We start from the raw sequence: 22,237 nt of genomic DNA on the forward strand, positions 1-22,237 counted from the left end.
GCAGTCGAGATCGCCCGGGCGTTGGTTTCCTTTTAGGGCGTCTACGTCGCTGACCAAGGAGGCTGGTGTGGATCATGGCAGTCGCGGCATTTCGCCGTCGGCCACACGCCAGATCCACGGCGTCATCTCGGCTCTCGCGGCGATCATCTCATTCAGTGCAACGTCATAGTCTTCGTCGGCCTTCGTCGGAACGATGAACATGGCGATCGGCGCTGGCTTTGCCTCCGGTAAGGTCACGGAGGCAATCGGCTGGTCGCGCGAAAGATCGAACCGGAGTCCTTTCACGCTCCTTCGCTTCAGGCTTGAGAGCCGCTCCAGGAGACGCTGTTCATGGATGGTTTCGAACGGGATCCAGTTCTCGTTGACCACCATCAGCGCCACTTCCTCGACCGAAGCTATCCCCGCTCCCGAAATGCCGAACGTGGCGATGACGATGAGATGAAACCCCTCGTTGGATCGCCACAGTTCCAGTTCGGTTTCATATCGGGCATTCAACCGTTTCCACGCCCCCTCATCGAGCATGAAGGGGAAAGGCAGGTGGCGCACCAGCATCTTCTGGCCATCGCGCGCTGAGGAAAATTCCTTTACCTCTCCGACGGTCATCATCAGTTTCCGCGGACCGGGACCGGTTAACTGGGCGCCGGCCAACATAGCCGCACGCCGCGCTGAAATCCCCTCTTTGTCGTCCTGATGAAAGACTTCCGGGACAAACAAGATATCGCTGAGAGGGCCGCCGCGGACGATCATCTGCTTTGCCGCGTTCACCAGACTGCTGCGCACGCGCCCCCAGCCGCGTTTCCCGGCCCATAGCGAGGTCCATTCCGTCAGCTCCCCCATGTCCCAGAGATAGTGGAGCATCGCCCTGAGCGAGAGCTTCTTGGGCTCGCTTCGCACAATCTCCGACGGCTCCGAAGGCGATGTCGACGTCGATCGGCCCCCTCGTTTCGACAGCGAAAAATCGAGTTTCAGCGTTGCCGCACCGGTCGCCGCGTCGATTTGGATGGCGTTGCCGATCAACGGCCCGAGGCCGGATAGCTCATACGGCGGGTCGTAAGACGAGCAGCCGGGATCATGCTGCCGGCCTGAGAGCGGCATGCGTTTGATCAGGAATTGGCCATCCATCCGGGCAATGTACATCGGCACCGGCGGTTGCCGGCACTGGCAAAGTGGCCTGAGCTTCTGTTGGTAAGCGCGTTCGAGCTGCGGCAGAAACTCTGGAGAACTGTCGTCGAACGCCTGGTTGCCGATCAAAAACTGTCGCACGTCGTTCCTCCCTTGCCTGACCAAAGGCTGATCGAACCGTAAAAGGAAGGCGTAGCACGAGCTTCGCGGACTTTACTAGCGCAAAATAGTTAGTATGTAAATGTTACGGCCGCTGGGGCCGATTTCAACGCCATAGGCAGGAAAGAAGATACGTGCATTCCAGCCTCCAAAAATTAAAATTAACGATCATGATAATTAGAAGTCAACGGTGCGTTGATTAGACGTCAGCCCGTCAAAATGTAGAGACTGCGCCAGCATAAAGTGAGTTCTAATCGCGTGCTACCCAGCCCTTCGAGCCGGCCGGCGCTGAACCGCCAATCACCTTGCCGCCTTCCGACTGCCCGCTGGCTGCCGGCGTCTCTACATCGCAGCTGACGCCGATGCGGCCGGCCGGCACGTATCGAGGGATTGAGCTGCCGCGCCCAGGCGCTGGGGATCCTGCCGCTAGTGCTTGCCCCGGAGCTCGGCGACTTCAACGAGGATCTGCGCCGGCTCAGCCCGGAACGGCTCATCGCTAATCTCAGGGCGCAGCTCGTTCTGGGAAACGCTCTGGCCTTTCTGCCCGCATGATCGAGCCGGACGGGGAAGGTGAGGGCGTGAGGGCCTACAGGATGGCCGGTCTCTGCCGGTCGCCGCACGGGTAGGCGCCCGCCCGCGGGCCTGCCGAGAGGCGACCCTTACCATGCGGCGGGCGGGCCTTCAGCGGGTCGCTCAGGTTTCTTCCCCTGGCTTCCCGCCGCAATGACGACATGCTCTCGGTCATGCCGGCTGGCGTCGTCATCTTCCCCGGCTCCGGCATTGCCGGCAATCTGGCCGACAAGGCCCGCCGACTTGGCATCTCCGTTTGGCAAGCGGCGGGAGATGGCGCGTAAGCGCCATCTGTCCATACGGCTGAAGGAGATGCTTGTATTTCGTAAAAATTGTGTACACATTTGCCGTTGAAACGGAGCTTCGCCATGACCCAATCTCGGCAGCAGATACCATCTCCCCGCCGTGTCGGCGTGCGGGAATTTCGCGGCAACCTGACGTCTTTCCTCAAGCAGGTCGAAGACGGCCAGCGGTTCGTCCTGACGTCGCATCACAAGGTTGTCGCCGAAATCGGCCCGCCGTCAGCCGGCGTCGTCATGCGGAAACCAGGCGCGCTGCGCGGAAAGATCAAAGTTGCCGATGACTTCGATGGTCTGCCGGCGGATGTTTTGAAGTCCATGGAAGACGGGACGTGAGGCTGCTGCTCGATACACATGCCTTGCTGTGGTGGCTGAACGACGACGAGAAGCTAGGGAACCATGCGCGTCGCCATCGGCGATCCCGAGAATGATGTCCTCGTCAGTGCTGTCTCGCTTTGGGAAATCACTGTGAAGCTGCGCATCGGCAAACTTGATGCCGATATCGAAGAGATTGTTGCGATTTTGCCGGATCAAGGTTTCGACCGGCTGGATATCTCGGACGCGCATCTTATCGCTCTCGCTGCTCTTCCACTTCATCACCGCGATCCTTTCGATCATCTGCTCATGGCGCAAGCCGTGGCGGAGGGAGCGTATTTGGTTTCGGACGATCAAAATGTCGCGCTTTATGGCATTCCGTTTGTGACTTGCTCCGATCCTGTTGCCTTGTGATCTCACCGAGCTTGGCTCCGCGGATGAAGCCGGCTCAGATCGTTCCGGTTGCGTGTTTGCCAATGGCGATGTACCTGGCGACCCATCGGCGGCTCAGGTGCTTGGGAGCGGGCACGTTTGGGGAAGATCACTCATTCGACACCCGCGTGAACAGCTTCACCCGGGATTGGAGCACGGTCTGCAGACGGCAATGCGGTGCCGCGGCGACCTCGCCGATCAGCAGAAATGCTATCGAGGTGCTCACAGCCTGCCGCAGCCGGGAGCGGGCGAGGGATTATGTTGATCGACATGCGGGCGAAGCGTCCGTGGAGTGCGCGGCCAATATCCCCCAGTGCTTGGACCGGGGGGCCATGATGGTTTGTCGCAGCCTTCGATTGCCCCGAACCATTCCCGTTTTATGTCGCTCGTATAGACGACCGCCTGCTTTTGCGGCCAACCCCTGAAGGGGTAAGACTCGCCCGAAATTTTTGCAAAATTCGATTTCGGTTCGCTTGTCCTGGTGGAAAATAGAATTTTGCAAAATTTTCAGGCGAGCTGACCGCAGCAGGTCGGCCGTCTCTTCGTGCGCCATCGGGAATGGTCCCGAGCAACCGGAGACAACAACCATGGCCACCACGATCGCAACGCTCACGCAGAAGACCGACGGCATCCTCGAAGGCGTCTTCGCCACGATCCGGGTCAACGCCCCGATCGCCATCGTCCCAAATGCCAGCAAGGCAAGCGAAGAAGCGCCCGACTACCGCGTCATTCACCGCAAGACGGGCTTCGAGATCGGCGCCGCCTGGAACCGCATCGCGCGGCAGACCGGCGAGGAATACCTCTCAGTGAAGCTTGAGGCCCCCGAGATCGGTGTGATCTTCGGCAATCTCGCACCGGCACCCGGCGGCGATCCGAGCAAGAAGGTGATCCTCTGGAACAGCCCGAACTGAAGAACAAAGCGAGCGGCCCCGAGCAATCGGGGCCGGCTTCGTCGTATCTCAAGTTTTGCGCGCAATAGCGGGATTGAAAGCGGGCATCGAGCCCGCTTTCAATCCTCCTGTCGTGCCACACGAGACCAAGGACCCTGTCTGCCCAGATACTTGAAGTCTGCCGTGAGGCTCGTGCCGCCTCAAGGACTTCGCGGCCCCTCCAATTTTCAGCCGGCGCCCTGAAGGGCACCGTCAGAAAATCGGTTCCTCCGCTCGCCGGCTCCGCCGGTCGCTGACGCGATCCTTGACCCGGCCCGATCCTCACGACCCCGGGCGTCATCTTTCACATTTCAGGAGATGACGACGATGACGATTGCACTCGAAATTCAGGTTGAGGAACTGCGGGCCGAGCTCAGAAACGCCGATCCGGCTGAGCGCCGCCAGATCGAAGCGGAGCTGGAGATCGCTCGGGCCGAACTGAGGGTAGCGATCGCCGAGCAGGAGGGCGCCATCGACGCCGCGCCACCCTTCTGAGGGCGGCGTTTGCCTCCTCGCCTGGGCCGGCGCGCCGGATCGACCGGCGCGTCGACCCGAAGCTGCGCTTCACGCCGATAATCACCGGCAAGGACCAGGAAGACTTCCGCGGACAGCGCGGACCATGGGTTCCCGTCCGGCATTTGTGTTCGGCCTATAGCCGCGCGCCCGTTTTGATCGGAGAAGTTCGAGGAACATACGGACTGCATCCTCCTCTCTGTCGAAGTGATGCACCATGGCTTGTCCGATCGTTCCGATGCGTCCCCATCGCCGCGTCAGGCAAGGTGTGCCGAACAACGTCGGTTCGATTGCGAGCGCGTAGAAGCGCGCCATGTTTTTCGTCGCGTCCGTGCGTTCGATGTAGAGCTGATAGGGTTGAGTGAGCATGACGGAGAGTCGCCTCTTCCAGCTTTTGCGTCTAACGACACTTATGAATCGATCGGCCCACACCGATTCATTTTTGTGATGATCGTCGAAGCCGAAGATCATGGATTTGGGCGAGCCGGCCAATCGCCGGCCGGGTGCTATTCGCTCCGCTCACGGAGCCCGAACACCGTCTGCGCCTCCGGTCACGCCCCCTCTCGCGGAATGACGTGAGCGAATTGCCCAGCCGCGGGGCGGGGTTCTATCCTCGACACCTGCTGCCGGCTCACGCCGGAAACGGTCGCGTCCCCTTCGGGTCCGCGGGTCTCTTCTCTCTCTGACGTCCAATTTTACTCCAGCAAATCCGGCGTCAAGGACGGCGCGTCTCCCCCAATTTTTCCGCTGCTGCGTTTCACTGCGCTCTGGAAAAATCGGTTCCCCCGCTTGCGAGCCGCGTTCCGCGGTCCTTGACCCCTCTTTGCAACAGAGTGGCCGATCTCCGTCATCAAGATGAAGGAGATCACATTGTGACAACCGATCAGAACCTCATGCTCTACACCAAGCTTGCCGGCTTCCGGCTCGGGGTCCTGGCAAACCGCTTCGGCTGCGACAGCGATTTTTCGCGAGAGCTTCACGATCGCCTGGTTGAGGGGCTCGACGCGGCAATCGATCGGATCCGCGTCATCATGGAATTGGAACGAAGTGTTCTCATCGGGGAGGATGAATTCGCCGAATATCAGCTGGAGGGCGAGATCGAGATTTTCGGGCGCTTCACTATCAATCTGCTGGACGAACTCGAATTGATTACGACACGCGTGAATTCCGCGTCAACGGCGGCGATTGGATGAGCGCTTGGGCTGCCGACGACACTGGCGTCGATATCAACTATCCTGAGCTCGTTGCGCTGATTGCGGACGAACTCGGCTCGCTGGCGCCGATCATCAAGGATATCACGTTGGCAACTCGCATCCCGGTCTATGCGGGGCGCGCCGTTTGGTCATGGTGGTAGCAGCACCATCTCACATACTGAGAGGCGACAGACGAGGTTGCCTCTCAGTTGCCGATGGCCCTCAAGTGGGCCGAGGAAGGACGGCTGCGAAGTTTCACAACAATCGCAGTAATGTTGTAAATGCTGTAAATCCCAGCGATAGCAACAAGGAAGCCCATATGCCGAAGCCAAGCGGGACGTATTCAACCAGTGACCTCCCACGTAAATCCAGCGACATCATCGCCGAGGCGCTGCGTCATCCGGTGACGATCACCCAGCGGAACAAACCCCGGCTGGTTCTCCTCAATATCGAAGATTATCAGCAACTGATCAGGCAGGCAGACCGACGCACCGTCGGCACTATCGAAACGATGCCCGACGAGCTTTTTGCCGAACTCGAAAACGCCGTCGACGCCTATGCCGGCGAGGACGAGGTGGGCCGCTCATAAAACCACGATCATAGCACGGGTTTGACGAAACGATTGACCTTAGCTGCCTCATCCATCTCCTTTCGCCGGAAGTAGATCGCCCGACCGCAGCGGATCGGACTATGCCCCTGGACGATGATGATCTGCTCGTCCTTCCTCATCGACTGGGTGATCTCGTGCGGCATGATCAGCGGCCGGCGCTGGAAGTTGACGTTCTCGGATCTCCTGGATGCATTGTTCTTCGTGTCCCAGCCGATGTTGCGGGAACTGCCCTTCACCTCCACCGTCATCTCGCCACATTGCGCAGAGACGTTGCGCGCCGTGTCAAGCGCTTTGATCGCTGCGTAAGAGGCGAAAGCGCAGCCATCGATCCATGACGTCGCGCCATCCTTCCCGAAATGCCGCTCCAACTGCCCGACCGATTGGTACATCAACATCATCGAGATGCCGTACTTGCGGCCGCGGTCGCGCGCCTCCTCGAGCACGCGCATGTAGCCAAGAAGATCGACCTCATCGAGCATGAACAGCGCCCGGCGCTGGAAGGCGCCGTCGGCCTGCACCATGGCGTTGATGAGCGAGCCGATGATCACACGAGCGATGCCCGGATAGGAGCGCAGGATCGATGCGGAGATGTTGAGGAAGACGTCCTTCTTGCCCGAAACGATATCACTCGATTTGAAGGCATTGCCGCAGACGAGCGCGGCATAGCTGTCGAGCGACAGCCACTGGGTATCCTTCGATGCTGTGGAATAGACGCCCGAAAACGTCTGCTCGGTCATGTTGGTGAAGACGCCGAGCGTTTCGCGGATGAAGGCCGAACCGGAATGCTCCTGAATGTCGCGCAGCATAGCGAGCACCGAGGGCTCCGGTTCGGAAACGATCTGGCGGAGACTGCGCAAGCTTCGCCGGCCCTCATATTCGGGCGAGAGCATCACATGGGCGAGCAGACCGGTCAGGAGGTTGTGCGCCTGGTTCTGGAAGTAGGATCCCGTCGAGCTTTCGAAGCGAAGGCTTTCCGACAGCAGCATATGCGCAATGCCGACGATGTCCTCTTCCTTTTGCTTGGATGCTTCGATCCCGTCGAGCACGTTGAAGCCCATGATCGGGTTCGTCGGATCGAGCACCATGACCTCGCGCTTGAGGGCGCCGGCTCGGTGTTCGGCCACCATTGGTGCGACCTCGGTGGAGGGATCGAGGCAGATCAACGGCCCGCTATAGCGCAGCGCCGTCGGGACGACGTTGCTGGTGGTCTTGTATCCGCCCGATCCTGCGAAAAACAGCATGTGGGTGGAATCGAAGTCCTGTTTGTAGGTCAGCAACGAGGCCTTGCCGCCTTGCCCCCAAGTCGCCGGATCGTTCGGATCGAAGGGCAGCTCATGGACGATTTCCTGGTCGACCCGGTAGCGCTCGCCGACGACGATCTCGCCATCGGGTGGAAAGAGCTTTGCAGCCGCGGACATCGAAAGCCAACCCGCGTCCCCGAAGATACCGCGCCTGGCGCGCGTCACCGGTTCGGACACGACGGTCGAGATGCGCGCGGCGACCGCCACGGCCATGAAGCCCATCAGCGCGCCGATGACGGCCACGAGATCCAGATAGGAAAGTGCCCGGCTCCATGAGACCGCGCCGCTCTCCACGGATGGGGCGAGCCGGCCATATTCGCGCAGTGCGTAGAAACCGGCCACAGCCAGAAAGCTGACGAGGCTCACTATGGCCACCGGCCTTCGCCGGTGCAGTGGCAGAGCCAATACCGTCAACAGCCCCGCGAGCGGCCCGAACAGAAGCGCCGGCAGGGGTGCGAAGCGCAGGAACCAATATTCCGTCTTGCCTGACATGACAGCGGCGAGTTCCTGCCACCGCCAGCCGACGACATAGGCACCAAAAGCAGTGCCGGCGATCGGCGCCAGAACGAGTAACAGGCTCGGGCGCGGTTTCCTTAGCGGGGTCATTCGGCCGCCTCCGCGATGCGTAGCGAACCGCCGTCGAGCTTGGAGATCTTGAACGCCTCCTCGCCGATATCGCGCAAGCGCCGATGCTCCGATGAACCCGGGGCGATCCTTGCCAATTCGAGAAAGCCGCCTAGTAGGAACGCCCGGTCGGCCTTTGAAATTCCCGCCTTGACGACGAGGCCGCCGAGCAAAAACTTTTCGCGCGCCTTGTGCCTACGATCAGCCGTCATGAGAAACCTCCGCCGGCGTTCCAGCGACGCCAGCTGCTGGTCGACGCGGCGAAACAGATGCGCCATCAGTCCCCTTCTTCTCTCCTTTGCGAAATCGCGCCGCGATCTCCTCGACGAGGCGATCGACCTCCTCGTCGGTGATCTCCATTTCCGCCAGGCCCGACTTCGTCGCGGCCCGCGCAAAGCGCTCGGCGGACTTGGCGATCATCGCGCGCCTGCGCTCGCGCAGCTTTTCGATCTGGGTGTCTATGTCGGTGATCGATGATTTTGTGGCCATCGGTGATTCATCCTTCCTGAAAATAACCTCAGCGGACAGATTATACTAACTAGAATAAAATAGTTAAATGGGCTATTTTCCATCAAGTCGAAAACGTCGCAGCCGGAATTCCGGCCGATGGCCGTGTTCCGGAAAAGCGGCATCGGCCCTTCGGTCCGATCTGTTCGAGGGCGCAATATACGTCGCTGTCGCGACGTGCTTGGGCCAGTCTGGAGACACCGGTGGCGATCATGTTCGTCAGAGCGCAGGTGATCAGCAGGGGATCGGGACGCAGCATCGTCTCGGCTGCCGCCTATCGCCATCGCGCCCGGATGATGGACGAGCAGGCCGGCACGTCGTTCAGCTACAGGGGCGGGGCGTCGGAGCTCATGCATGAGGAACTGGCGCTGCCGGGGCAGATACCCACCTGGCTCAGGGAGGCGATTGCCGGGCAACTCGTCGCCAAGGCGAGCGAGGCGCTGTGGAATGCGGTCGACGCTTTCGAGACGCGGGCGGATGCACAGCTCGCCCGCGAACTGATCATCGCGCTGCCGGAGGAGCTGACGCGGGCCGAGAATATCACGCTGGTGCGCGAATTCATCCGCGACAATCTCATCTCGAAAGGAATGATCGCCGACTGGGTCTATCACGACAAGGAGGGCAACCCGCACATCCACCTGATGACGACGCTCCGGCCGCTGACGGAGGAGGGGTTCGGGGCAAAGAAGGTTCCAGTGCTTGGTGAGGACGGCAAGCCGCTGCGTGTCGTCACGCCGGACCGCCCGAACGGCAAGATCGTCTACAAAGTCTGGGCGGGCGACAAGGAAACGATGAAGGCGTGGAAGATCGCCTGGGCGGAAACGGCCAACCGGCACTTGGCCCTTGCTGGGCATGACATCCGCCTCGACGGTCGCTCCTATGCCGAACAGGGCCTCGACGGCATCGCGCAAAAACATCTCGGGCCGGAGAAGGCGGCGCTGGCGAGGAAGGGCAGGGAGCTCCACTTCGCGCCGGCTGATCTCGCCCGGCGCCAGGAGATGGCCGATCGGCTGCTTTCAGAGCCGGAGCTTTTGCTGAAGCAGCTCGGCAATGAACGCTCTACCTTCGACGAGCGCGACATCGCCAGGGCGCTGCATCGTTATGTCGACGATCCCACCGATTTTGCCAACATCCGCGCCAGGCTGATGGCGTCGGACCAGCTGGTCATACTGAAGCCGCAGGAGATCGAGGCAGAGACAGGAAAGGTGTCGGAGCCCGCGATGTTTACGACGCGGGAGATGCTGCGCATCGAATACGACATGGCGCAGTCGGCGCGGGTTTTGTCGGAGCGCCGCGGCTTCGGTGTTTCCGAGCGGATTGTGACGGTGGCGATTGAACGCGTGGAGAGCATCGAGAGCGGCGATCCTAAGAATCCGTTTCGGCTCGATGCAGAGCAGGTCGATGCTGTCCGTCATGTCACCGGTGACGGTGACATTGCCGCTATTGTAGGCCTTGCCGGCGCCGGCAAATCGACGCTGCTTGCTGCCGCACGTCTTGCCTGGGAGAGCGAGGGACACCGGGTGATCGGTGCAGCCCTTGCCGGCAAGGCCGCGGAAGGGCTGCAAGACAGTTCCGGCATCAAGTCGCGGACGCTTGCCTCCTGGGAACTGGCCTGGGCCAATGGGCGCGACACGCTCCATCGCGGTGATGTGCTGGTGATCGACGAGGCCGGCATGGTGGCCTCGCAGCAGATGGCCCGTGTGCTGAAGATTGCCGAGGAGGCTGAGGTAAAGGTCGTGCTGGTCGGCGACGCGATGCAGTTGCAGCCGATCCAGGCCGGTGCTGCCTTCCGGGCAATTACCGAACGCATCGGCTTTGCAGAGCTTGCCGGCGTGCGCCGCCAGCGTGAGGCCTGGGCACGTAATGCCTCGCGGCTGTTTGCCCGCGGCGAGGTCGAGAAAGGCCTCGACGCCTATGCCCGGCATGGCCATCTGGTCGAGGCAGGGTCACGCGAGGAAACGATCGATCGCATCGTCTCCGACTGGGCTGCTGCGCGCAGAGAGGCAATAGAGCGATCAACGTCTGAGGGCGGGGATGGCCGCCTTCGCGGTGATGAACTGCTGGTGCTGGCCCACACCAACGACGATGTTCGCAAGTTGAACGAGGCGCTGCGATCGGTGATGACGCAGGAGGGAGCGCTCAGTGAAAGCCGCAGCTTCCGGAGCGAGCGGGGCGTACGGGAATTTGCCGCCGGCGATCGGATCATCTTCCTGGAGAACGCCCGCTTCCTTGAGCCGCGCGCCAAGCACTCCGGGCCACAGTATGTGAAGAACGGCATGCTCGGCACCGTTGTTTCCACCGGCGACAAGCGTGGAGATCCGCTGCTTTCGGTTCTGCTCGACAACGGCCGCAAGCTCGTCTTCAGCGAAGACAGCTATCGCCATGTCGATCACGGCTATGCCGCAACGATCCACAAATCGCAGGGTGCTACCGTCGATCGCACCTTCGTGCTGGCAACCGGGATGATGGACCAGCATCTGACCTATGTGTCGATGACGAGGCATCGCGACCGCGTCGATCTTTATGCGGCCAAAGAAGATTTTGCGGCAAAACCTGAATGGGGACGCAAGCCGCGTGTCGATCATGCCGCGGGTGTGACCGGCGAGCTTGTCGAAACCGGCGAAGCCAAATTCCGGCCCGATGACGAGGATGCCGACGACAGCCCTTATGCCGACGTCAGGGCCGACGGCGGAACCGTCTATCGGCTTTGGGGCGTGAGCCTGCCGAAGGCACTCGAGGAGGCCGGCATCCAGGAAGGCGACACCGTGACGCTCAGAAAGGATGGTGTCGAGCGGGTCAAGGTCCAGATTACCGTTGTCGACGAGGAGACAGGTCACAAGCGTTACGAGGAGAGGGAGGTCGATCGCAACGTCTGGACGGCCAGTCAGGTCGAGACCGCTAGCGCACGACAGGAGCGCATCGAGCGGGAAAGTCATCGGCCGGAACTCTTCAATCCGCTCGTCGAACGCTTGTCGCGCTCCGGTGCCAAGACGACGACGCTCGATTTTGAGAGCGAGGCCAGTTACCGCGCACACGCGAACGACTTCGCCCGGCGCCGCGGGCTCGATCATCTCTCGCTTGCCGCAGCCGAGATGGAGGAAAGCCTTACCCGGCGCTGGGCGTGGATTGCCGAGAAGAGGGAGCAGGTGGAAAAGCTCTGGGAGAGGGCAAGCGTGGCGCTCGGCTTTGCCATCGAGCGGGAACGGCGGGTCGCCTACAATGAAGAGCGGAGCCAGACGATGGTCGAAGCGACATCCAGTGACGCGCGAACTGCATCCCACTACGTCTCGGGCGCGAGCGCTGATGAAACACCCTATCTGATCCCGCCGGCCACGTCCTTTGTCAGCAGCGTCGAGGAGGATGCGCGGTTGGCGCAGCTTGCGTCGCCGGCCTGGACAGAGCGGGAGGTGATCCTGCGGCCACTGCTGCAGAAGATCTACCGGGATCCGGATGCAGCGCTCATCTCCCTGAATGCACTGGCGTCGGATATCGGAGTCGCACCCCGCAGGCTCGCCGACGACCTTGCCGCAGCCCCTGGTCGGCTTGGCCGGCTGCGTGGCTCCGAGCTGATCGTCGACGGACGCGCGGCGCGTGAAGAGCGCAATGTCGCTGTTGCGGCCGTGAAGGAACTGCTTCCGATGGCCCGTGCCCATGCGACCGAGTTCCGCAGGAACGCCGAACGGTTCGAACTGCGCGAGCAGACGCGCCGCGCGCATATGTCATTGTCGATCCCGGCGCTCTCCGAACGCGCGATGGCACGTCTTCTCGAGATCGAGGCGGTGCGCAGCCAGGGCGGGGACGATGCTTATAAGACGGCCTTTGCGCTCGCCGCCAAAGATCGATCGGTGGTGCAGGAGATCAAGGCGGTGAGCGAAGCTTTGACGGCCCGCTTTGGCTGGAGCGCATTTAGCGCGAAGGCGGATGTGATCGCTGAACGCAATATTGTCGAGCGCATGCCGGAGGACCTCACGGATGAATGGCGCGGAAAGCTGACCCGCTTGTTCGAAGCCGTGCGACGCTTTGCCGACGAGCAGCATCTTGCCGAACGTCGGGATCGCTCAAAGATCGTTGCCGGCGCCAGTGTCGATCTGAGGACAGAGACGGAGAAGGGGGTGGGGAAGGAGAACGTTCCCATTCCCCCTATGCTCGCCGCCGTCACCGAGTTCAAGGTCCCCGTTGACGACGAGGCGCGATCTCGGGCTCTTGCGTCGCCTCTCTACCGTCAGCAGCGTGCGGCACTGGCGAACGCGGCAACGACAATCTGGCGCGATCCGGCTGAAGTCGTCGGCAAGATCGAGGAACTTCTCCAGAAAGGTTTTGCCGCCGAGCGCATTGGAGCCGCGGTGACCAACAATCCCGCCGCCTATGGCGCCTTGCGTGGTTCGGATCGCCTGATGGACCGGATGCTGGCCTCCGGCCGAGAGCGGAAAGAGGCTGTGGCGGCCGTGCCGGAAGCTGCAGCGCGCCTGCGCGCGCTCGGTGCGGCCCACCTCAATGCCCTCGATGCCGAACGCCAGGCTATCACGGACGAACGGCGGCGCATGGCGGTTGCCATTCCAGCTCTTTCGAAAGCTGCGGAAGAGGCGTTGGCGCACCTGACGGTCGAGGTGAGCAAGGACAGCAGGAAGCTGAGTGTTTCCGCCGCTTCCCTCGATCCGGGCATTGGCCGGGAGTTTGCCGCTGTCAGCCGAGCGCTCGACGAGCGCTTTGGTCGCAATGCCCTCGTCCGAGGCGATAAGGCTATCGCCAACGTAGTGCCACCGACGCAGCGCGGAGCTTTCGCGGCGATGCAGGAGCGGCTGAAGGTCCTGCAGCAGACTGTCCGCCTGCAGAGCAGCGAGCAGATCATAGTGGAGCGGCGCCAAAGGGCTGCTAGCCGCGCTCGCGGCATCAACCTCTGAGACTCGAAGAAAAGCGGGGTGACGAAATGGTTGGTCGATGGGAAAAGCACTACGACCTGATTGTCCCGAGATCGATTTTCCTTTGGGTGGCGGAGCGGTCGAAGCTACTGTTCGTCCCTTCCGCAGCGGTCGTTGTGGAGGCGATTGCAGGTCTCACCAGATCGCGTGCTGTCTGCGTGAAGCCACTCTATAGCCCCCTCGGACACGGACGTGGCCAGAAACAAGCCTGCTTCCAACAGCGCGCGGATGCCACAGAATGTGACGAGGTCTCGCGCTGAGACCGTGAAGAACAGGCTTTCACTGGTCGGCCTTATGATCGCGCCTCCACCTTCGAAAGCTAGAAGCCTGTCAGGTCCCACGGCGACGAGGGATTGGTAGAAGTCCTCGATTTGCGTGCAGATCTTGTCGGCAACGTGCTGCGTGCGCGGAATAGCGACACACGCTTCGGCGACATGAACGCCCGTTGGAACATCTTCCTCACCCGCGATTGATGGCCCTCGTGGCAGGACCAGATGCGCGTTGCCCGGCGGGCTCAGCTTAACGAAGTGACGGACTTCGCCAATCGATTTCTTCATGCTGTTCCTGCCCGTTTGAAGAAAAAAGGCTTTTCGAGATGGCAAAGCGCTGAGGGCTGCTCAACGTGATGGAGCGCTTTCTGCTGACGCGAACGTTGTTCCAGTTGAGGCTCGTGAAGACGTGACGCAGTTGCACTCACGCGACGGTGACGATGAGGAGTCGCTAAAGGGTCCAGGATCGCCCCGATAGCCGCCTTGCGTCGGATTCCGGGTAAAGGCGGTAAGGAAGGTCCGCATAGACATATTCTGCCGGAATCGCGGGTGGGGACAGCTTCGATAGGAACAGGTCGAGATTCTGCTGACTGTTGCTGGAGACAAGCGTGTAGAAATTGCCGCTGTTCCAGGTGACGAATGAGTGTCCAAAGAACCGGCGTAGTGTTTCGCTCATCTCCGAAAGGGTGACTTCGTTTCGATCCATTCGCGTTAGCACCGTCTCTTCCTTCGCGCTAATATCTGACGCGCTGAAGAAGCGAGCTTTGAAGCTATGGTCCTTCTGGCGTTCCCGCCGCCGATATTCCTCGTCGTCTTCATGCCTGAACTTCTCGACGAACATGAAGAGCCCGTTGGTCTTGAGATGCTGCGAGACGAAACGGATCTGATCGAAGCGATTTGGCGAATACATCTGGAAAGTCGTGTCCTCGAGGATGATATCGAAACCGCTGCCAAACTTTCGGAGCTCCACGTCTTCTTGGACCCTTTGCGATGTCAAATGATGAAATGGTCCGTGAAAAAACATGGCATGAGGAGGAACGCCATAGGCATAGAAGCTTCTAAGGTTTTCGACGTTGGGACTGCATGACAGCGTTTCTATCCTGCCCTTGCCAAGTTCGCCGATCACACGGGCCATCGTCCCCTCGGCTGTACCTAGCGTGTAGAGTTGCAGTTGACCCTTTCTGGCCCGCGCGTATTTGAGGATCGCGCTGCCTAAACGGCACTCTTCTTCGAGCCGGTAGGGTATGCTGCTCAAGTAGTGCTTATCAAACGGACCTTGGCGCAGCGGATGAAGGGCTGAAAAGCGCCTGAACGTCATGTCCACTGGGAACAAGCGGCGATCGAGCTCAGGCGGACGGATAGGCATTCCGGCCTCACCGGATGCGGTCGTCGAAAAAAACTCAGTAAGCTCGTTAAGACGAGGGGCGCGGTCGCACTCCTCAATGAAGTCGGCAAATTCACGCATGCGAAAGCCTGCCTTTCTCTCGCACCATCGCGTTTTTGGGATTCAGGAGGAAATCGCGCATCCCGAAAAGATTGTGCCGTCAGCGATGATGTCGGCAGAAGATGATCGCGAACATCATGTTTTCGCATCCACGATTTTGATTGGTTTTCATGAAATTGACATGAAATTCGACCTGAGGTTAAAGCCTGGCTTGTTGACAACTTGGGGTGAGGTAGGGTCGCTACCACGCCGGTTTTTCAAGGGAGCAGCTGTCGAGTGGGGATCATTCCATCAATTCACCCCGAGAGGATGAAGAAGTCACAAGGGGAGATCATCCTTCACCAGCAAGGCCATTGGAGCCATGCCCGCGCAGATGTCGTTCGCCGGCGCAGTCTCGGGCGACAGGTTATCGACGTTGTCGCGGATGACCACCTGATCTTCCTCAACATAAGGGGTACGGCGGCATCCGGCGAAAACTTTCTGGACGGACGAAGAGTCGAGTTCAGTCCGCGTCCAGACGGCTCGCTTGTTTACATTCCGCCCGGTTGCCATTGGAGCGGTTGGGATGAAGGGGATGCTGAGGGTTGTTATCTTATGATAACCGTGACGCAGGATTTTTTTTCAAACCTCACGACTAAGCTGCCGCGCGTCGGCACCTTGCGTCCGGAGCTTGGATTTAGAGATCTGCCGATCCAATGCTTGGCGCGGCAGATTGCCGGAGAACTTTCACACGACGATTCCATGGGGAGTGTGATCGTGGAAGGGCATCTCGCGGCTATCTTCGGACTTCTGCAGCGCCGCTCCGGCACATCTGGCAGATTGTCTCGAGGAGGATTGTCGCCTACCGTTCTCAAGCGCGTGATAGGGCGGATTGAAGCTCACATCGATCGACCTCCAAGCGTGCGCGCTCTGGCTGAAGAGGCGGGATTGACCTACGAGCATTTTTCCCGCGCTTTCAAGCAGTCGCAAGGCTCGACGCCCTATGGCTTCTATAACCAACGCCGTCTTGAACGCGTGACCGACCTTCTCCGCACGACTGCGATCAGCGTGACCGAGATCGCCATCGCCTGTGGCTACTCCAGCGGGAGCCACCTCTCGACCAGATTTCGCCGCGAAACCGGCTTTTCACCGGCTGAGTATCGGGCGCTCTGGAAGGGATAACCCGGTTCTGACCAAGAGAAAATATCAAATTCATGAAAGCCCTCGGCTGCCGAGACGACTAGCATGTCCTCACGAACCAATCCAGCAGGGAGCGTGGATGAAGTGGGTATATCGGTCGGCGGCCTGATTGGGCGGTATTCCGCCCGCCACATCTATCTCTTCGGCGTTGTGGCTTCCGCAGCTGGGCGCAATGCATATTTCGTGATGGTGGCTTGGATCGCGGTCGATGTCAGCGGTAGCGCGAGCGCTCTTGCTATCCTTTTGGCGCTCGGCAGTGCCGCCGAATTGTTGACAAGCAATGTCGGCGGCGCCCTTGTTGATCGATTCGACCGCCGTCTCGTTTGTATCGGCTGCGATTTGTCCAGGTTGCTGCTAATGGTGATGACCGGACTTGCTTTCTTGTTCTGCGACCCGCTCATTGTTCTTTACGCATCGTGGACGATCTTCGCGATTATCGACAGAACTTGTTCAACCGCGCTGCAAGCCATCATCCCGTCTCTCGTACCCCCAGAGAACCTTGGTTCGTTCAACTCGGTGTCTTATATCGCCATGCAGGCAGGTAATTTGATCGCCGCCATCGTGACTGGGTTCACCCTCGCCGCCATCCGGGTGGATCTGACGCCGATCCTGCCGAGCGCTTTTTTCAGTCTGTCGCTGTTGGGGTGGTTGGCTATGCTGGGCCAACAGCGGAACTCCTTCCCTCGACGCGGCTCGAAGAGCGAAAGCATCCGTTGCCTTGATCTCATGCCGACGACCTTCTCCTTTCACCCCCTGAAGACCCTCGCTGTCATGTACGCGCTGATCTATGCCATGGGCATGCTTGTTTCCGTACTCGGCTCCGCATACGTCATTCGTGAACTCGAGGGGTCAGCGCTGCAGTTCGGTTATCTCGAGGCGGCCTGGGCTCTAGGTTCGATTGCAGGCTGTGCGGCCTTGCTTTTTGGAAGCGTAGTTTCGCGACGGCAGAGAGTCCTTTTCCATTCGGCGCTCGAGGGCGTTGTTCTTTCCGGTTTTTTTGCTTTCCAAAGCCTTCCATCCGCACTTGTCCAAATGATGGTTCTGGGCTTGAGCTACAATATCGCGCGGGTTCTGATCGATGTACGGATTCAATCGACTGTTCCGGCCGGCATGCTGGGGCGGGTGCGAAGCCAAGTCCACACGATCTGTGTTGCGATCGGGCTTTTCGCGTATGGCATCATCAGCGCCATCGGGGATGCAATTCTACCTTCGGAGATTTTCGGACTCTTCGGGTCGTTGATGGTTGCCGTCGCGCTCTTCTTTCGTTTCAGAATGGATAGAGGAGAGCCGCTTGAACGCCGGCTCGTCTGAGGATGGAGACATTGATCGACAAGGAGCTGGTCTCAAAAGAAGAGGTTTTGGCCCTCATTTTTGAACTATTTCCGTGGATGCGTCAGTTTGGCGTGGGATCGTTGAACGACTACGCAAAGGCGGTATTTTCCGTTGAGTCCAATCAATCAGAATGCGCCGCGAGAAGGCACGCCATGTCGCTGTTGCGGTCGTGGGTCGGAACCGTCGCGCAATGTCGAGGTTTTTCGGCAGGCGCGGTATCGAGATTTCAAAGGGAAATCGAAGCCGCTCCGGTGCTTCAGAGCGGTCCCCACCTCCACCTGTTGATCGAGCCAGACGCATTCTACACCCATTTGTTCTCCCTGATGGGGCTCCGCGCCCGTGGCAGGAAATGTTATATCTCCTATGCCTGTTCGACGGTGAAGTTCGTAGAGCGGGGCCGCAAGGGTCCAGCCTGGCTGCAGATCAATGGCGATGCGGTCAATGTCTTCGGCTTGTCGCGCAGCAAGATGATCCCCTACAGTATACTCGGTAGAAATAGCAGCTATCGCTTCCACCTCCAGAATGTCGATAGGCCCGGTCCTGACTTGGAAGCAGTTTCGTGCTTGCGAGAACTTTTGCCTGCCGACGAATTCCAGTCCGCGGCAGAAGCAATCAAGGCAGCAAATCTTTGCCTCTGGAAGCGGTATTTTGACAGCCAAGTCGACTTTCTTCAGCTTGACGATAGCGACGTTGCCGATCTGGTCGCGGATCATCTTTCCGACGACAGATCCTGGCTGCGAACTTCACTGGTCGAGGACACAGCATTCGCCATGCGGCTCCTCGTCTGCATCGATCAACTCGCGGATACGGCTTGGCGAGGCTGGCTGAAAAATTCGACCCACTTCTTTTGGGGCTGCATAGAAGGGCGGCTCTTTCCACTTTGGCTGGATGGCGCCGTTCTCCGATCTAAAGGGGCGGAAGATATCCGCGTCAAATTTTCGCCGGCAAGTCTTGTTGAAGCCCTGAAGGCGGGCCGGATCGTGCCGAACCTTCTGCTGATGTTCATCGTGACATCGCTCCTGCCTGGTGTGCGCGTCTTGGGGGGAAGTCGACATGCAGTCTATTATCCTTTGATGCGCTGGGCGCTCTGCGAGGCTTTGAAGAACAACAATCGCGACCCGCAGCTTCTCAACACACTGTCAAAAGACGAACGCCCAGGGGTTTGGGGCCATCGGGTCATCTCCTCGCCATGCGAGCCGTTTTCGATGCTGAATCAGCTCGGCCAGGGCGGCATCTCGACGCTTCTCGATCGCTTTGGCGAGAAAAGCATTGTCGAAGCCTGCGGACCCTTTTCGAGTTTCACGCAGGATCCCTTGTGGGCAGAGCTAACGGCGGCCTACTCCTTTGGGAGGATAGGCAGGAATTGCCCGCAATGGGTATTTTGCTGATCGCATTGCGATAGCCCTTTCGATCATTCGCTGCCGAAGGACAACTAACGGGGTCTCGGGACGTACGCCTACGTGTAGGGCGAAGCTATTGAATCTTGTGAAGAATTCGGTTGAACGCCGCGCGGATTTCAACTATTCTTTTTGATGAGGCAGTACGCGCTGCCTTGGGGATTAGAACCCCCTACGAGCGGTTGGTGCCGGCCGATACGGCACCAAACTCCTTGACCTTCGGTCGAGGAGCCTGTGGCGTATGTCCAGGTTCCTCGGAACTAAAGGCCATAGGGCCGTCTCGTACGGTGTTCTAACTCCCCGATCAGTGGGTTGAGCGAGTTATTCCGCGGGGGCGTACCGCGTGAAACTCTCCACACGGGGTGTAGTCCATGAATCATTTTACAGCAGCCCTTCAAGTCCGATCGTCGAGGCGAGCGCGGGCCGCGCAGAATATTGCGCGTGCGTCGGTGCATCCGGTAGACCTGCATGTCGGGCAGCAGATCCGTATTCGCCGGTTGCAATCGAATGTATCGCTGGGCGATCTTGGCGCCGGCATCGGCGTCAGCTTGCAGCAGGTTCAGAAATATGAAAGCGGCAAGAACCGCGTTAGCGCTTCCATGCTCTATGAGCTTGCCAATTGCCTCAAAATTTCTGTTTCGATGTTTTTCGAAGGCCTCCCAGATCCCGAAAGCTTTCAGGACCAACAACTCACGACGGAGATTGATGAGAGGATTGCTTACATTTCCACCGCGGAAGGACGACGGCTGGTAGAAGACGTTTTGCTCCTTTCCCCACGTGTGCGCAGTCGCGTCGTCGCCCTCGTCAGCTCGATTGTCGACGAAGAGACGCCTGAAAAGACTGATTTTGATCGCTAGGAGAACAACAGGAAAAGGCGGCAGGAGAGCCAGCCAGTCGTTGACTTTGGGTAACCGTCTGCCGCGCGTTCTGCTTTCGCATCTACAAGGCGATCCGCCCGATGTCATTCTCCCGAGATAGCACTGTGCCAAAACCGGCACTGCGGTCGGCAAGATCGTCAAGGATATCTGCCGCCATTCTGCCACCGGCAAGCACAGGGAAGGGGAGGCGATCGTGTGCAGGATTGGATAAAGCCTCGGTTCCCCCGATCACAATCGGGCGCAAGCGGATATTCTCCAGCCGTCCGCTAGATTCAAAATTGCAGGTCGCGATGACGCTTCTCCACACCTCCGGCGGGCTCCATTCCTGTTCGTCCTTTTCCGTATGGAAGAGGAAGTTGCCAAGGCCGTAGAAAATTGGCGTATTCCGATATATCTCGACCGCTTGAAGGACCGGAGCGCCATGGCTGACAAAGAGGCCTGCGCCCGCGTTCACGCAATCGTGCGCAAATTCCCGGACCCAGGCGGGGACTTGCTGCCAGTTCGGCTCCCAATGGTGATGATGCAAATACACGATGACGAATGTATCGCGGCCCGCTTCTTCCGCAATCGCCGAAAGGTGAGCCGAGGCGCTGTGCCGGTCCACCACGATGCGGCGAGCCGTCTCATCTGATCTGCAAAACACGGTTCCATAGAAATCAATTTCGTCTTGGCCATGAAGATCAGGCGGATCCTCCGGCTGGGCATAATTCGCGCGCTCCAAGGGCGAACTTAGAAGACGCTCCTGGATGGAGCGAAGCAAGTCGAATGTTCCCGCTTCCAAGTCAAATACCCTGGAGACTTTCAGACTATTGATGCCGGGCCTTGCTATCCTGCCCTCAGTTGCGTCCTCAGCGTACATGAAAGACGGGCCTGGCCCAGCGTCCATGGCAATCAGCGCAACATTTCGGGATCCGAACGTCATTTTCTGTGCCGTGGAAGCGTGATGCTTGTTGTGGCCGATGCCGGCATGCAGGAAATTGTGTGCCGCAACCTCCTCCAGCGTCGAGAGGATCCCCGGCGGTCCAAGATCGAAAGCATGGTTGTTTGCCAGAGCCAGGCTATTGAAACCGAGCTCCTTCAACGCCGCCAAGACATCCGGCGCTGCAGCGCCGAAATAGCTGCCTTTGAGCGGCCATCCACCATGACGACCATAGATAGTCGTCTCGAGATTGGTGAAGGCAACATCGCTTGCTTTGAGGATCTCGGCGATCTCAGCGAGCCGTGGATCGCCGATCGCTCGAAGATCATGACGGATGAGCGACTGGCCGGTGACAGCAATGGAAAAGGGTGCGGACATATGGTCTACCTTCGATCTTTGGGACTGCCGACTGCTCACGCGCTATGGCTTCGGGGGAAATGCGTGTCGTAGAGCCAGTGTCTAGTTCGATGTCTGCGGCGAAACATCGATCTTGAACCATTGCTCGCTCAGCCGCTTCAGGGTTCCGTCGCTCGTGGCGGCCTCGATGGCGCTATCGAATGCCGCAACCAGTTCGCCGTCGTCTTGCCGAAGCCCGACGCCGACACCCGGGCCCCACAGGCCACCGGAGAGCCGCGGGCCGTAGAGCGTTGCAATCCCGCCATCCGTGCTGTCGAGGAAGGCTTTCCAGGTGAAATAGTCGGCAAGGCCGCCATCGATGCGCTCAGCCACGAGATCGAGATGCATGTTGTCCTGGGAATCGTAGCTCCTGATCGTCGCGACCTTTCCGAACAGTTCATTGAGCACTGCTTCCGAATTCGATGATCGCAATACGCCCAAAGTTCTGCCGTTGAGAGCGGCTCGAAGCTCCTCGATCTTTGCCTGCTTTTCAGGGTCGATAGTTGTGAGGTCGAGCTCGGCCAACGTATCCGTGGGCGGAAGATTGAGATCTTTGCGTATGACAACTTGGTTGAAACCTCCGGCGTAGGGCTTGGAAAAAGCGATAGATTTCTTCCGCTTCTCAGTTATCGCCATCCCCGACATGATGGCATCGAACTTTCCAACGGTGAGCGCCGGTATGATTCCGTCCCAGTCCTGAGGCACGAAAGTGCACTCGAACTTCATCCTCCGGCAAAGATCGCGGCCGACGTCGATGTCAAAGCCGGCGAGCTCCCCTTGGGGGGTGATGGCATTCCAGGGCGGCGAAGCACCTTCAGAGGCGATTGTCAGTGTCTTCCTGTCCATTGCTCCCGCGTTGTTGGCGCAGACGACAAGAGACAGGGCAAGCAGAAGTGTTCGTTTCACGACGATGTTCCTTTCATTGCTGAG

General features: G+C 59.5%; 20 protein-coding genes and 3 pseudogenes. 14 read left to right on the top strand and 9 right to left on the bottom strand.

All coding sequences use genetic code 11. The features are described 5' to 3' along the window. Positions 1-72 precede the first annotated feature (72 nt). Complete coding sequence (locus tag GA0061105_RS27465; RefSeq protein ID WP_077991364.1) at positions 73-1,263, bottom strand: DUF1173 domain-containing protein; 1,191 nt, start codon at positions 1,261-1,263, stop codon at positions 73-75. Positions 1,264-1,573: 310 nt separating this feature from the next. On the opposite strand from GA0061105_RS27465, the pseudogene GA0061105_RS33565 reads away from it, so the two are divergent. The 6 genes and pseudogenes from GA0061105_RS33565 to GA0061105_RS33000 form a co-directional block, all read left to right on the top strand. Then, positions 1,574-1,833, top strand: a pseudogene (locus tag GA0061105_RS33565) (toprim domain-containing protein); the annotation flags it as partial. Positions 1,834-2,012: 179 nt separating this feature from the next. Continuing rightward, positions 2,013-2,135, top strand: a complete 123-nt coding sequence (locus GA0061105_RS33825; protein ID WP_258719717.1) for a hypothetical protein — start codon at positions 2,013-2,015, stop codon at positions 2,133-2,135. A gap of 84 nt (positions 2,136-2,219) precedes the next feature. Next, complete coding sequence (locus GA0061105_RS27475; protein ID WP_004676093.1) at positions 2,220-2,486, top strand: type II toxin-antitoxin system Phd/YefM family antitoxin; 267 nt, start codon at positions 2,220-2,222, stop codon at positions 2,484-2,486. Further along, positions 2,483-2,879, top strand: a pseudogene (locus tag GA0061105_RS27480) (type II toxin-antitoxin system VapC family toxin). The gene GA0061105_RS27475 and the pseudogene GA0061105_RS27480 overlap by 4 nt, the downstream one beginning before the upstream one ends. Positions 2,880-3,484: 605 nt before the next feature. Then, positions 3,485-3,808: a DUF736 domain-containing protein gene (locus GA0061105_RS27490; RefSeq protein ID WP_004676095.1), complete on the top strand. Its 324-nt coding sequence runs from the start codon at positions 3,485-3,487 to the stop codon at positions 3,806-3,808. Between the two features lie 345 nt (positions 3,809-4,153). Continuing rightward, complete coding sequence (locus GA0061105_RS33000) at positions 4,154-4,321, top strand: hypothetical protein (protein WP_004676096.1); 168 nt, start codon at positions 4,154-4,156, stop codon at positions 4,319-4,321. Between the two features lie 81 nt (positions 4,322-4,402). Here GA0061105_RS33000 and GA0061105_RS27495 read toward each other — a convergent pair whose 3' ends face one another. Next, on the bottom strand, positions 4,403-4,708 hold the full coding sequence (locus GA0061105_RS27495) for a WGR domain-containing protein (protein WP_012489498.1): 306 nt from the start codon (positions 4,706-4,708) through the stop codon (positions 4,403-4,405). A gap of 503 nt (positions 4,709-5,211) precedes the next feature. Between GA0061105_RS27495 and GA0061105_RS27505 the strand changes: the two are divergent. Both GA0061105_RS27505 and GA0061105_RS27510 read left to right on the top strand, forming a co-directional pair. Beyond that, positions 5,212-5,693, top strand: a pseudogene (locus tag GA0061105_RS27505) (hypothetical protein). Positions 5,694-5,851: 158 nt separating this feature from the next. After that, entirely contained in the window at positions 5,852-6,121 is a 270-nt protein-coding gene (locus GA0061105_RS27510) for a type II toxin-antitoxin system prevent-host-death family antitoxin (RefSeq protein WP_077991365.1), read from the top strand. 8 nt (positions 6,122-6,129) lie between these two features. Here the strand turns inward: GA0061105_RS27510 and traG are convergent, their stop codons facing one another. Genes traG through GA0061105_RS27525 form a run of 3 tightly spaced genes read right to left on the bottom strand, consistent with a single transcriptional unit; the run spans position 6,130 to position 8,556 of the window. Next, positions 6,130-8,049 (bottom strand): Ti-type conjugative transfer system protein TraG, encoded by a 1,920-nt coding sequence (traG, locus tag GA0061105_RS27515; protein WP_077991366.1) that lies wholly within the window; start codon positions 8,047-8,049, stop codon positions 6,130-6,132. Next, the gene (locus GA0061105_RS27520) at positions 8,046-8,279 is read right to left on the bottom strand and encodes a conjugal transfer protein TraD (RefSeq protein ID WP_077991367.1); all 234 of its coding nucleotides are present in this window, start codon (positions 8,277-8,279) and stop codon (positions 8,046-8,048) included. The genes traG and GA0061105_RS27520 overlap by 4 nt, the downstream gene beginning before the upstream one ends. After that, the gene (locus GA0061105_RS27525) at positions 8,269-8,556 is read right to left on the bottom strand and encodes a TraC family protein (RefSeq protein WP_077991368.1); all 288 of its coding nucleotides are present in this window, start codon (positions 8,554-8,556) and stop codon (positions 8,269-8,271) included. Before GA0061105_RS27525 ends, GA0061105_RS27520 begins: the two co-directional genes overlap by 11 nt. A 221-nt stretch (positions 8,557-8,777) precedes the next feature. Here GA0061105_RS27525 and traA point away from each other — a divergent pair, with 221 nt between their 5' ends. Next, a complete protein-coding gene (traA, locus tag GA0061105_RS27530; protein ID WP_077991369.1) occupies positions 8,778-13,475 on the top strand; it encodes a Ti-type conjugative transfer relaxase TraA in 4,698 nt (1,565 codons plus the stop codon). A gap of 104 nt (positions 13,476-13,579) precedes the next feature. Here traA and rctB read toward each other — a convergent pair whose 3' ends face one another. Together rctB and GA0061105_RS27540 are read right to left on the bottom strand one after the other, a co-directional pair. Then, complete coding sequence (gene rctB, locus GA0061105_RS27535; protein ID WP_077991370.1) at positions 13,580-14,050, bottom strand: SMa0974 family conjugal transfer regulator; 471 nt, start codon at positions 14,048-14,050, stop codon at positions 13,580-13,582. A gap of 163 nt (positions 14,051-14,213) precedes the next feature. Continuing rightward, positions 14,214-15,227 (bottom strand): class I SAM-dependent methyltransferase, encoded by a 1,014-nt coding sequence (locus tag GA0061105_RS27540; RefSeq protein WP_077991371.1) that lies wholly within the window; start codon positions 15,225-15,227, stop codon positions 14,214-14,216. Between GA0061105_RS27540 and GA0061105_RS27545 the strand changes: the two genes are divergently transcribed. The 5 genes from GA0061105_RS27545 (at position 15,226) to GA0061105_RS27565 (ending at position 19,971) form a co-directional block, all read left to right on the top strand. After that, on the top strand, positions 15,226-15,519 hold the full coding sequence (locus tag GA0061105_RS27545; protein ID WP_054185335.1) for a hypothetical protein: 294 nt from the start codon (positions 15,226-15,228) through the stop codon (positions 15,517-15,519). The two genes, GA0061105_RS27540 and GA0061105_RS27545, sit on opposite strands and share 2 nt — an antisense overlap. Further along, a complete protein-coding gene (locus GA0061105_RS27550; protein ID WP_245304433.1) occupies positions 15,516-16,367 on the top strand; it encodes a helix-turn-helix domain-containing protein in 852 nt (283 codons plus the stop codon). The genes GA0061105_RS27545 and GA0061105_RS27550 overlap by 4 nt, the downstream gene beginning before the upstream one ends. 63 nt (positions 16,368-16,430) lie before the next feature. Continuing rightward, positions 16,431-17,696 carry an MFS transporter gene (locus GA0061105_RS27555; protein WP_077991377.1) on the top strand — a complete coding sequence of 422 codons (1,266 nt, stop codon included), beginning with the start codon at positions 16,431-16,433 and terminating at the stop codon, positions 17,694-17,696. Positions 17,697-17,698: 2 nt separating this feature from the next. Continuing rightward, positions 17,699-19,105 (top strand): hypothetical protein, encoded by a 1,407-nt coding sequence (locus tag GA0061105_RS27560; RefSeq protein ID WP_077991379.1) that lies wholly within the window; start codon positions 17,699-17,701, stop codon positions 19,103-19,105. Between the two features lie 380 nt (positions 19,106-19,485). Then, entirely contained in the window at positions 19,486-19,971 is a 486-nt protein-coding gene (locus GA0061105_RS27565) for a helix-turn-helix domain-containing protein (protein WP_077991382.1), read from the top strand. A gap of 82 nt (positions 19,972-20,053) precedes the next feature. Here the strand turns inward: GA0061105_RS27565 and GA0061105_RS27570 are convergent, their stop codons facing one another. Both GA0061105_RS27570 and GA0061105_RS27575 read right to left on the bottom strand, forming a co-directional pair. Beyond that, on the bottom strand, positions 20,054-21,289 hold the full coding sequence (locus tag GA0061105_RS27570; protein WP_077991385.1) for a CapA family protein: 1,236 nt from the start codon (positions 21,287-21,289) through the stop codon (positions 20,054-20,056). Between the two features lie 81 nt (positions 21,290-21,370). Further along, positions 21,371-22,213, bottom strand: coding sequence for a transporter substrate-binding domain-containing protein (locus GA0061105_RS27575; protein WP_011053397.1), 843 nt, complete (start codon positions 22,211-22,213; stop codon positions 21,371-21,373). Positions 22,214-22,237 lie beyond the last annotated feature (24 nt).

It is taken from the genome of Rhizobium aethiopicum (assembly GCF_900094625.1).
GTDB classification, from domain to species: domain Bacteria; phylum Pseudomonadota; class Alphaproteobacteria; order Rhizobiales; family Rhizobiaceae; genus Rhizobium; species Rhizobium aethiopicum.

Excerpts from the sequence above, each read along its gene's own strand:
- GA0061105_RS33825 (WP_258719717.1), top strand. The coding sequence starts at position 2,013 with ATGCTCTCGGTCATGCCGGCTGGCGTCGTCATCTTCCCCGGCTCCGGC.
- GA0061105_RS27475 (WP_004676093.1), top strand. The coding sequence starts at position 2,220 with ATGACCCAATCTCGGCAGCAGATACCATCTCCCCGCCGTGTCGGCGTG.
- GA0061105_RS27490 (WP_004676095.1), top strand. The coding sequence starts at position 3,485 with ATGGCCACCACGATCGCAACGCTCACGCAGAAGACCGACGGCATCCTC.
- GA0061105_RS33000 (WP_004676096.1), top strand. The coding sequence starts at position 4,154 with ATGACGATTGCACTCGAAATTCAGGTTGAGGAACTGCGGGCCGAGCTC.
- GA0061105_RS27495 (WP_012489498.1), bottom strand. The coding sequence starts at position 4,708 with ATGCTCACTCAACCCTATCAGCTCTACATCGAACGCACGGACGCGACG.
- GA0061105_RS27510 (WP_077991365.1), top strand. The coding sequence starts at position 5,852 with ATGCCGAAGCCAAGCGGGACGTATTCAACCAGTGACCTCCCACGTAAA.
- traG (WP_077991366.1), bottom strand. The coding sequence starts at position 8,049 with ATGACCCCGCTAAGGAAACCGCGCCCGAGCCTGTTACTCGTTCTGGCG.
- GA0061105_RS27520 (WP_077991367.1), bottom strand. The coding sequence starts at position 8,279 with ATGACGGCTGATCGTAGGCACAAGGCGCGCGAAAAGTTTTTGCTCGGC.
- GA0061105_RS27525 (WP_077991368.1), bottom strand. The coding sequence starts at position 8,556 with ATGGCCACAAAATCATCGATCACCGACATAGACACCCAGATCGAAAAG.
- rctB (WP_077991370.1), bottom strand. The coding sequence starts at position 14,050 with ATGAAGAAATCGATTGGCGAAGTCCGTCACTTCGTTAAGCTGAGCCCG.
- GA0061105_RS27545 (WP_054185335.1), top strand. The coding sequence starts at position 15,226 with ATGCGAAAGCCTGCCTTTCTCTCGCACCATCGCGTTTTTGGGATTCAG.
- GA0061105_RS27540 (WP_077991371.1), bottom strand. The coding sequence starts at position 15,227 with ATGCGTGAATTTGCCGACTTCATTGAGGAGTGCGACCGCGCCCCTCGT.
- GA0061105_RS27550 (WP_245304433.1), top strand. The coding sequence starts at position 15,516 with ATGAAGAAGTCACAAGGGGAGATCATCCTTCACCAGCAAGGCCATTGG.
- GA0061105_RS27555 (WP_077991377.1), top strand. The coding sequence starts at position 16,431 with ATGTCCTCACGAACCAATCCAGCAGGGAGCGTGGATGAAGTGGGTATA.
- GA0061105_RS27560 (WP_077991379.1), top strand. The coding sequence starts at position 17,699 with ATGGAGACATTGATCGACAAGGAGCTGGTCTCAAAAGAAGAGGTTTTG.
- GA0061105_RS27565 (WP_077991382.1), top strand. The coding sequence starts at position 19,486 with ATGAATCATTTTACAGCAGCCCTTCAAGTCCGATCGTCGAGGCGAGCG.
- GA0061105_RS27570 (WP_077991385.1), bottom strand. The coding sequence starts at position 21,289 with ATGTCCGCACCCTTTTCCATTGCTGTCACCGGCCAGTCGCTCATCCGT.